This is a genomic window from Haloferax sp. ATCC BAA-644, assembly GCF_000336975.1.
Taxonomy (GTDB): Archaea; Halobacteriota; Halobacteria; order Halobacteriales; family Haloferacaceae; genus Haloferax; species Haloferax volcanii.
The window spans coordinates 19,963-27,031 of sequence record NZ_AOLF01000028.1; the positions used below are offsets into that span (position 1 = coordinate 19,963).

The window sequence follows — 7,069 nt, forward strand, 5'->3', positions numbered from 1 at the left end:
GTCAGCTCTCGTCGTCACCGTCGCGGAAGCGGTCCGGGTCGCGGACGGCCTCGGCGGCCCGGCGGAACACGCCCGTCAGCGTCGCGGCCTCGCGCTCGGTCGGGTGGGCGCGGCCGAGCAGTCGGCGCATCATCCGCGAGGTCTTGGTCCGCTTGTGCTCCCGGTAGTCGACGGCGTCGAGCAACTCGTCGAAAAAGCGGTAGACGACCTCGATTTCCGCCTCGGAGGCGCGCTCGCGTTCCACATCCGGTAGCTGCGTCTCCTCGACCGTAAACCGGCGAAGTTCGTACATGAGAAGCGTCGCCGCCTGCCCGAGGTTGAGCACGGGGTAGCGGTCGTCGGCGGGGATACAACAGACCTCGTCGAGCATCGCCAACTCCTCGTTGTCGAGGCCGGTTCCCTCGCGGCCGAAGACGAGCGCGGTCTTCGCCTCCACCGACTCCAGCGAGTCGGCGATTTCGACCGGCGTCTTGAACGGGTAGCGGACGTGCCGGGTGGAGTCCTCGTGGGAGACCGCGGTCGTCCCGACGGTGTGGAACTCCTCGACGACTTCCTCTAGAGTCGTCTCGGTGGCGTTCGGGAGCACGTCCTCGCGGGCGTGGCCGGCGAAGCCGTAGGCCTCGCCGTCGGGGTCGAGCGGCGGCGGGTCGACGAGGCGGAGATCGTAGATGCCGAAGTTCTTCATCGCCCGCGCGATGGTCCCGACGTTGCCGGGCGTCTCGGGTTCGACGACGACGACGACGAACTCGCGGTCCCCGATGTCACCGGTGGCGGCGTTGGCGGTATCGGCGGTATCGGCGGCGTCGGCAACATCGACGGCGTCGGCGTCTGGGTCGTCGCTCATTTCGTCGGGTAGTCCGTATCGAGGTCGACGCCGTCGAGGTCGTCTTCGGTCAGGGGCGTCCCGTCCTCGTCGTCCGCGCCGGGGCCGTAGTCGCGGAGATTGATACGCTCGCCCTCGACGAAGTTCTCCTCCAGCCGGCGCTGTATCTCGTTGGCATCCGGCGGCGACGGGAGTTCGTCGGGTTCGGTGTCGACGTACTCCAGCCCGCCGTAGCCGTCGGGCGCGCGGCCGCCGGCGGCGAACCACTCGTGGAAGGCGTCGGCGAACACCGCGTCGCCGACGAGGTCGCGGCCGTCCTCCTCGCGGAACCAGTAGAGGAAGTCCGGCTCGTGATGCTCGCAGAGAAGCACCTCCTCGCGGGGCTCGCCGTAGACGATGGCGGCCTGTCGGCACTGCTGTATCTCCTCGTCGCCGTGGATTAGATAGCAGGCGTCGCACGGCTCCTCGACGAGCGAGACGAGGCGCATGAGACGCTCCCGTGGGTCCTCGGGAATCTCGTCGAGCGGTTTGAACTCGCCCTCGTCGGTGAATATCTCGGACTCTTCGAAGCGCCATCCGCGGAGTCCGACGCTGACCTTCGCCATGGTCCGAGGTAGCCGAGCGGCGGATAAAAGTGGCGTGATGCCGGTCAGTCGTCCGCGAGCGACGGCGAACGAGCGCCGCAGGGCTGGCTGCCCGCCTTCCGCGACCGGTCGGCATATAGTCGTGTGGTCCAACCGACGGGTATGCGCACCGTCGATGCGGCAGGACTCGAAATCGGCGACGACCACCCGCCCCGAATCATGGGCGTGCTGAACGTCTCCAAGGAGTCCCCGTACAAGCCGAGCGTGTTCAACGACCCGAGCGAGGCCGCCGAGTACGTCGACCGCGAACTCATCGACGAGGGGGCCGACATCGTCGATATCGGCCTCGAATCCGCGAACAAGCGCCTCGACGTGCTGTCGGCCGAAGACGAACTCGACCGCCTCGATACGGCGCTTTCGGTCCTCGACAGCGTCTCCGGCGACGCCGTCTTCTCCATCGAGACGCGCTACCACGAGGTCGCGGAGGCGGCGCTCGACGGCGGCTTCGACATGGTCAACGACATCTGCGGCTTCGCCGACCCGGAGATGCCCCGCGTCTGCGAGGAGTTCGACGCCGCCGTCGCCAAGATGGCGAGCCCCCCGGACCTCACCCGCCCCGGTGCGGTCGAGGAGGTCGACGACATCTACGACGCCCTCGAACTGAACGGCTTCACCGACAAGACCATTCTCGACCCCGCTTTCGGCGGCTGGTCGGAGGCGAAGACGCTCGAACACGACCGCGAGACGTTCGACCGCCTGCGGGAGTTCCGCGGCTACGGCTACCCCATCCTCGTCTCCATCAACCGCAAGAACTTCCTCCGCGACGTGGCCGGCCGCTCGACCGAGGAAGCGCTGCCCGTGAGCCTCGCCGCCACCTCGATGGCGGTCGAGCGCGGTGCCCACGTCGTCCGCACCCACGACGTGAAAGAGACCCGCGACGCGGCCCTCATCGGCCACGAGTTCACGCGCCGTCGCGTCCGCGAACCCGGCGACGTGTCGGTCGAGGAACTCGACGTGACGACGACCGGCGAGGCCGCGAGGCACCTCGACCGCGTCGGCGGGACCCGCGAGGTCGCCGCCGAGAGCGTCACGCGCGTCTTCGAACTGGAAGGACTCGGAGCCGACGACCGCGAGGCCCTCGAAGCCGCCGCCGGCGACGCGGGAGCCGTCTTGGCCGCCGGCGACACCGGGGCGCTCTTGGTCGGGACGCCCGCCGCGCTCGCCCGGCTTTCGACGCTCGTCACGGACGCCTCCGACGCCCTCGAAGCCGCCCTCGAAACGGTCGAGCGGGCGACGCGATAACTGGTGCGTGAACCCCTCACAGACCCGTCTCGGCGTCTGACGTTCGGCAGACGTTGACCGTTCTACTAAGAGAAAACTTATACCATCCGACTCTAAAACGGTCCTGTGGACGCCGGAAGGGCACGCGGGTAGGGGTACACGAGTGCCGTTCCGGCCCATACAGTTACATTCTGAGCGACAGCTACACCATGGATTTCACCACATGGGAACCCGTCTACGGACGGATTCTCGACGACTTCGGCTTCGACCGAACCGGCGACGAGCGCGCCAGAGACGCGCTCGCGGACCTCGTGGAACCGTTCGACCGCGACCGACTGGACTGGGCGGGCGCGACCGTCGCCGTCTGCGGGGCGGCCCCGACGCTCGACGCCGAACTCGGCCGACTCGACGACCCCGACGTGGACGTGGTCGTCGCCGCCTCCACCGCCGCCGACGCGGTCCGCGACGCCGGGTTCGACCTCGGTTTGATGGTGACCGACCTCGACAAGAACCCCGAGACGGCGGCCGAACTGACCGAATCGGGCGTGCCCGTCGCGGCTCACGCCCACGGCGATAACCTCCCCGCGGTCCGCGAATGGGTCCCGCGGTTCGACGGCGACCACGTCCTCGGGACGACGCAGGCGGCTCCCGTCGGCCCCGTCGTCAACTGGGGCGGCTTCACCGACGGCGACCGGGCGGCCTTCATCGCCGACGAGCTCGGGGCGGAGCGGCTGGTCTTCGCCGGCTGGGACTTCGACGACCCGACCGTGGACGCGATGAAAGCGCGGAAACTGCGGTGGGCAGAGCGCCTGCTCCGGTGGCTCGAACGACGCCGCGACGAGCGCTTTTCGGTGCTCGACGGGCGGCGCGACGGCATCGACTCGCTCCCCTGAGAGGCCCGCGCTCGCGCCGGCCCGTCGGCGCTCGTCGGGCGCGGCGTGCCTCGCGCTCGCGCCCCGCTTACCGCGTGTTCTGCGGGTGCACGCCGGCACCCTCGTCGGACCCGGACGGCTCGCCGGCCGACTGCTCGACCACGCCGTCGAACAGCGTCGCGTCACAGCCCCGGCAGACGGCCGAGACGTGCCGTTTCGTCCCGTCGGGGGTCCGCACCCGTTCGGTTTCGACCGCGACCGCGCCGTCACAGGTCGGGCACGTCCGGAGACACAGCCGAAGCGCCCCGAGGACGCGGTTCCGGTCGGCCGTCGAGAGCCGCCACCACTCGGGGTAGTACCGGCGGAACGTCGCGACCGCCGTGCGGTCGGCGACGAACGCGGCGCGGGAGGACCACCGACCGACGGTTCCGTGGTCGAGTCGCGCGAACAGCCCCCGCTCGTTCCACCCCATCTCGATTCTGTCCGAGTCGACGCCGAGAAGCGCCGCGAGCGCCTCGCGGTCGCCGTCTCGCCCGTCGGCTTCGAGCATTCGGGCGCGCCAGTCGTCGGCAAACTGCGGCGACAGCGAGAGGCTGTCGTCCGCATCGGTCGCGAAGACGCCCGCGCCGTGCAACGCGGCGGCGAGGTCGACCCGGCCGTCGAGCGAGAGCGGCGGCGACGGCCGCGCCGACGGGAGTTGCGGGGGCGACGGCGAGGCCGACGAGAGTTCGACGAACGCGAAGCCGAAGACGACGACGGGCGGGAGCACGCCGAGGAACGCGCCGTAGGGGACCCAGACGAGCCACCCGAGCGTCCCGCAGACGAACGTCAAGAGGAGGAGCGGAAACACGAGCGGAGACCGGAGACGCGGCTGTCGGACCCCGGAGTCAGGAAGGCAGCGATGCCCGGACATACCAGAACCGTGGGTACGACGCGGTATAGGTATGAACCGGGTACACCAGATAGCAAGAACGTAAACGTGCTCCCGTCCCGGAATTCGGTCGATAACATCACATTACCCGCGACAGTCGCGCCAACCCGAGGGTCGGCCATCGTACCATATCCATGCCAACGGGTGTCCGAAAACGAGCGACTGCCGCCGCGGGACGCGGTAGGACACCGTTTCCAGCGACAGCGAGCGATTAAGTTCAGTCGAACGAGCCGGTCGGCCGATTTTTCGGCCCGCCGGCGTCCGACCGCCGCTACATTCACATAGCCGCCGTCCTGAGGCGCGCACATGCAACTGCACTGGCACCGCCGGGACCTGCGCGTCGCGGACAACCGCGGCCTCGCGACGGCCGCGGAGGCGGGCCCCGTCGCCCCGCTTTTCGTCTTCGACCGGGACGTGCTCGACCACGCCGGCGCGCCCCGCGTCAGGTACCTGCTCGACGCGCTTTCCGAGCTCCGCGACGCCTACCGAGAGCGCGGGAGCGACCTGCTCGTCGCCCGCGGCGACCCCCGGACGGTCGTGCCGGCGGTGGCGGCGGCGTTCGACGCCGAGCGGGCCGTGTGGGGTATCGACTACTCCGGGCTCGCCCGCGAGCGCGACGCGGACGTGCGACTCGCCCTCGACGAGGCCGGCGTCGCCCGCGAACCGGTCCACGACGCCATCTTCCACCCGCCGGGGAGCATCACGACAAACGCGGGCGACACGTACTCCGTCTACACCTACTTCTGGAAGAAGTGGCGCGACCGCGACAAGCCCGACCCGTACCCGGAACCGGACGCCGACGACCTCGCCGACGCCGCGACGCTCGAAACCGCCGCAGAGAGCCTCTCCGACGCCGACGCCGAGTTCGACATCGCCGTCGGCGGCCTCCCGACCATCTCGGACCTCGGCTTCGAGGAGCCGTCGGCATCGGTCCGGTCGGCGGGGACCGAGGCGGCCCGCGAGCGCCTCTCGGCGTTCTGCGCGGACGCCATCTACCGCTACGCCGACGACCGCGACTACCCGACGCGGGACGCCACGTCGCGGCTCTCGACGGACCTCAAGTTCGGGACCATCGGCATCCGCGAGGTGTACGCGGCGACCGCCGCGGCCCGCGAGGGCGTCGGCGGCGAGAGAGACGAGTCGGTCGAGGAGTTCCAGTCGCAGTTGGCGTGGCGGGAGTTCTACGCGCACGTCCTCCGGGAGCACCCGAACGTGGTCACGGAGAACTACAAGGAGTACGAAAACGACATCGCGTGGCGCGACGACGACGAGGAACTCGCGGCGTGGAAGGCGGGCGAAACCGGTTACCCCATCGTCGACGCCGGGATGCGACAGCTCCGCGAGGAGGCGTACATGCACAACCGCGTCCGGATGATCGTCGCGTCGTTCCTCACGAAGGACCTGCTGTGCGACTGGCGACACGGCTACGCGCACTTCCGCGAGCACCTCGCGGACCACGACACCGCAAACGACAACGGCGGCTGGCAGTGGGCCGCCTCGACGGGGACCGACGCCCAGCCGTACTTCCGCATCTTCAACCCGATGACGCAGGGCGAGCGCTACGACCCCGACGGCGAGTACATCAAGCGGTACGTCCCCGAGCTCTCGGACGTGACGGCCAACACCATCCACGAGTGGCACGAACTGAGCGACCTCGAACGCGAGCGGCTCGCACCCGACTACCCGGAGCCCATCGTGGACCACGCCGAGCGCCGCGAGCGCGCGATTTCGATGTTCGAGGCCGCCCGCGGCGACGACTGAGCGACGACTGACCCCGCCTGCTTTTTTTTGCCCTCGGTCGCCGCGGCGCGAACGACTTTGTCCTCGGGACCCGACTCCGAGTTCATGCACGTCGCTATCATCCTCTACGACGGCTTCGACGAACTCGACGCCGTCGCGCCGTTCGAGGTGTTCCAGAACGCCGGCGCGGCCGGGGCCGACTGCGAGGCCGAACTCGTCGCGCTCGACGACCGCGAGTTCGTGACCGCGAGCCACGGGATGCGCATCGGCGTCGACGGCGTCCTCGACCCGGAAACCGACCGCCCGGACCTGCTCGTCGTCCCCGGCGGCGGCTGGAACTCCCGCGCCGACCAGAGCGCGTGGGCCGAAGCCGAGAAGGGCGAGATTCCCGACGCCATCGCCGCGTTCCACGAGGCCGGAACGACCGTCGCCGGCGTCTGTACCGGCGGGATGCTCCTCGCCCGCGCCGGCATCCTCGACGGTCGCCCCGCGGTCACCCACGGCGGCGCGCTCTCCGACCTCCACGAGACGGCCGCCGAAGTCGTCGAAGCGCGCGTCGTCGACGACGGCGACGTGCTCACCGCGGGCGGCGTCACCTCCGGCCTCGACCTCTCGTTACATCTCGTCGAACGGGAGTTCGGGTCGGACATCGCCGACGCCGTCTCGACGGAAATCGAGTACGAGCGCCGGACGAAGCCGTTCGCCGGCTGACACGCTCGCGCGAACCGGAGTTTCTCGAAGCGGAGAAATCGACCGATAGCGACCCGCACATTGTGGTTTGTGCTAGCATACCCCTCCTCAAGTTTTAACAGGATTCCGCCCGACGCATGATACGGAG

The 7,069-nt window shown here is 69.5% G+C and carries 7 protein-coding genes; 4 read left to right on the forward strand and 3 right to left on the reverse strand.

Annotated elements, in window-relative coordinates; genetic code table 11:
• Nucleotide 1 precedes the first annotated feature (1 nt).
• The gene (locus C458_RS13035) at nt 2–844 is read right to left on the reverse strand and encodes an RNA methyltransferase (protein WP_008576335.1); all 843 of its coding nucleotides are present in this window, start codon (nt 842–844) and stop codon (nt 2–4) included.
• Nucleotides 841–1,428 carry a hypothetical protein gene (locus tag C458_RS13040; protein ID WP_004044724.1) on the reverse strand — a complete coding sequence of 196 codons (588 nt, stop codon included), beginning with the start codon at nt 1,426–1,428 and terminating at the stop codon, nt 841–843. The genes C458_RS13035 and C458_RS13040 overlap by 4 nt, the downstream gene beginning before the upstream one ends.
• Before the next feature lie 141 nt (nt 1,429–1,569).
• Here C458_RS13040 and folP point away from each other — a divergent pair, with 141 nt between their 5' ends.
• On the forward strand, nt 1,570–2,709 hold the full coding sequence (folP, locus tag C458_RS13045) for a dihydropteroate synthase (protein WP_008576337.1): 1,140 nt from the start codon (nt 1,570–1,572) through the stop codon (nt 2,707–2,709).
• 188 nt (nt 2,710–2,897) lie between these two features.
• Entirely contained in the window at nt 2,898–3,581 is a 684-nt protein-coding gene (locus tag C458_RS13050) for a 6-hydroxymethylpterin diphosphokinase MptE-like protein (protein WP_008576339.1), read from the forward strand.
• Between the two features lie 67 nt (nt 3,582–3,648).
• Here C458_RS13050 and C458_RS13055 read toward each other — a convergent pair whose 3' ends face one another.
• The gene (locus C458_RS13055) at nt 3,649–4,410 is read right to left on the reverse strand and encodes a hypothetical protein (protein ID WP_008576341.1); all 762 of its coding nucleotides are present in this window, start codon (nt 4,408–4,410) and stop codon (nt 3,649–3,651) included.
• 387 nt (nt 4,411–4,797) lie between these two features.
• Here C458_RS13055 and C458_RS13060 point away from each other — a divergent pair, with 387 nt between their 5' ends.
• Nucleotides 4,798–6,252: a deoxyribodipyrimidine photo-lyase gene (locus C458_RS13060; protein WP_008576344.1), complete on the forward strand. Its 1,455-nt coding sequence runs from the start codon at nt 4,798–4,800 to the stop codon at nt 6,250–6,252.
• Between the two features lie 84 nt (nt 6,253–6,336).
• Nucleotides 6,337–6,942, forward strand: coding sequence for a DJ-1/PfpI family protein (locus tag C458_RS13065; RefSeq protein WP_008576345.1), 606 nt, complete (start codon nt 6,337–6,339; stop codon nt 6,940–6,942).
• Nucleotides 6,943–7,069: the final 127 nt, after the last annotated feature.

Bases quoted from the DNA above. Each gene is read 5' to 3' on its own strand.
- C458_RS13035 (WP_008576335.1), bottom strand. From the start codon at position 844: ATGAGCGACGACCCAGACGCCGACGCCGTCGATGTTGCCGACGCCGCC.
- C458_RS13040 (WP_004044724.1), bottom strand. From the start codon at position 1,428: ATGGCGAAGGTCAGCGTCGGACTCCGCGGATGGCGCTTCGAAGAGTCC.
- folP (WP_008576337.1), top strand. From the start codon at position 1,570: ATGCGCACCGTCGATGCGGCAGGACTCGAAATCGGCGACGACCACCCG.
- C458_RS13050 (WP_008576339.1), top strand. From the start codon at position 2,898: ATGGATTTCACCACATGGGAACCCGTCTACGGACGGATTCTCGACGAC.
- C458_RS13060 (WP_008576344.1), top strand. From the start codon at position 4,798: ATGCAACTGCACTGGCACCGCCGGGACCTGCGCGTCGCGGACAACCGC.
- C458_RS13065 (WP_008576345.1), top strand. From the start codon at position 6,337: ATGCACGTCGCTATCATCCTCTACGACGGCTTCGACGAACTCGACGCC.